We start from the raw sequence: 1980 nt of genomic DNA, 5'->3' as shown, positions 1-1980 counted from the left end.
GGGATCAGCACACACACCACGAGGGGTGGGGCCGGGGCGCCCCGCCGGCTGTGGGCGCCGCACTCCGCAGGACTCCCGGGGGCGGAGGCGCCGGCGGTGGGTCGGCCGCACTGGGGGGGCCGCCCGACCGACCGCGGTGGGACCGGCGGAGCCGAATCCGGCGGCCCTGGCGCCGCAACCGGCTGCCTCTCACCAGCCGTTCCTGCGACAACGAATGGGGACTCGACATGGCCTACCGCTACTGGTGCGGCGAGTGCGGTTTCAAGACGGCCTGGCTCGGCGAGTCCCAGGGCGAACAGCGGCTGGTGGAGCACTACGCCAAGCAGCACCCCGGAATTCGCCCCGGCGGTCAGGTGGAGTCCAGGCGGAAGAGACCGGACGGCGGCAGTGGATGTGCTTTGGTGGTGGGACTCGTCGTCCTGATGCTGATCCTTGCGGCCGTGTACCGCCGCTAGAGGCGGGCTCTTCAGTTCGGGGCCGCGCAGGCCCGGTGCCTGTGCGCGTCCGTCGCCGTGACCGCAGGCGCGATGTCGTGACCCCGCAGTCCCCCGATCCACAGGCGGTCGGAGGGGCGTCCATTTTCCCGTATGAATCGGAGTCGGATATGAGCATGCTCGAAACGATCAAGGCCACCCACATGACGGACACGGAGAGTTCAGCCGCCGGCCGGGCGGCCGGGCGGCGTCCGCGGATGCCGAGGCGGCGGTGGCTGCTGCCGGTCGCCGTCGCGGCCTGCCTCGTGTCGGTCGGCGTCGGCGGCTCGGCGAACGCCGCAGTCCCGACCGCGGCCGGCATCCTGCAGGCAGGAGCCCAGCAGGGGATCGCCGATGGATACCCGGGCGTGATCGGCCTGGTGCGCCAGGGTGACGACGTCCAGTACGTGCACGCGGGTGTCGGCGACCTCTCCACCAAGGTTCCCGCCGACCCGAAGGCGAAGTTCCGGATCGGCAGCAACACCAAGGCCTTCACCGCCACCGTGCTGCTCCAACTGGAGGGCGAGCAGCGGCTGTCGCTGGACGACACCGTCGCCAGGTGGCTTCCGGGAGCGGTCAACGCCAACGGCTACGACGGCACGAAGATCACGGTTCGTCAGCTGCTCAACCACACCTCGGGCCTGCCCGAGTACGCGGGCAGCGCGCAGGTCTCCGTCCCCTACGTCGCCAACACCAATCCGAGGCAGGCCTGGGCGCCGCAGACCCTGGTGGACATCGCCCTCGCCCAGCACGCGCCGAACGCCGTACCGGGTCAGAAGTTCAGCTACGCCAACACCAACTACGTGCTGGCGGGCATGGTGATCAAGGCTGTCACCGGCACCGACGCGGCCACCGAGATCCAGCGGCGCATAATCGAACCGCTCGGCCTGCGCGACACCAGCTTCCCCACCGCCGATCCCGCTCTGTACGGCAATTACCTCCACGGCTACCTGCACCCGGTGACCTTCTACACGCAGGACGTCACGGTCTCCAACGTGCAGACCTACGGGAGCGCCGGTGCCATGGTGTCGACCTTGGACGACCTGGCCGCGTTCTCCCGTGCTCTGCTGACCGGACGGCTCCTGGCGCCCGCGCAGACGGTCGAACTCAAGACCACCGTGCCCATGGACAGCTCGGGCACCGCCGAGTACGGGCTGGGCGTCGAGCACCTGCAGCTGCCCTGCGGGCAGTGGGGCTGGGGACACACCGGTGCGGTGCTCGGCTACCTCAGCAACTGGCTGAGCAGCGAGGACGGCACCAAGCAGGTGCTGTACGCGAACAGCGAGTTCCACCTGATCGGCGGGACCCGAGGCCAGCTCGACACCGGCAAGGCCGCGATCAACGCCTTCTGCGCGCTGTAGCCCGCAGCAGGACCGCACCACCCCGCCCATTGCGGCCTTCGCCGGGCCGGGGGCGCCCGCCCCCCCCCCGCCCGCGGGGGCCCCCGCCCAAGGCAACCCACCGGGCCCCCCCCCCCCCCGACCGCCCCCCACGGGCGGAACAACCC

Annotated in this window: 2 protein-coding genes; both read left to right on the top strand. The window is 71.1% G+C overall.

The features are described from left to right. Positions 1 to 227: 227 nt before the first annotated feature. Positions 228 to 455 (top strand): hypothetical protein, encoded by a 228-nt coding sequence (locus tag AB0P35_RS42015; protein WP_363521862.1) that lies wholly within the window; start codon positions 228 to 230, stop codon positions 453 to 455. A 149-nt stretch (positions 456 to 604) separates the two neighbouring features. Next, a complete protein-coding gene (locus AB0P35_RS42010; protein ID WP_363521859.1) occupies positions 605 to 1834 on the top strand; it encodes a serine hydrolase domain-containing protein in 1230 nt (409 codons plus the stop codon). Positions 1835 to 1980 lie beyond the last annotated feature (146 nt).

This window comes from Kitasatospora sp. NPDC085879, assembly GCF_040686255.1.
Lineage (GTDB): Bacteria > Actinomycetota > Actinomycetes > Streptomycetales > Streptomycetaceae > Kitasatospora.
The sequence above is the reverse complement of the archived record's forward strand: the minus strand, read 5'-3'. Positions and strand labels throughout refer to the sequence as shown.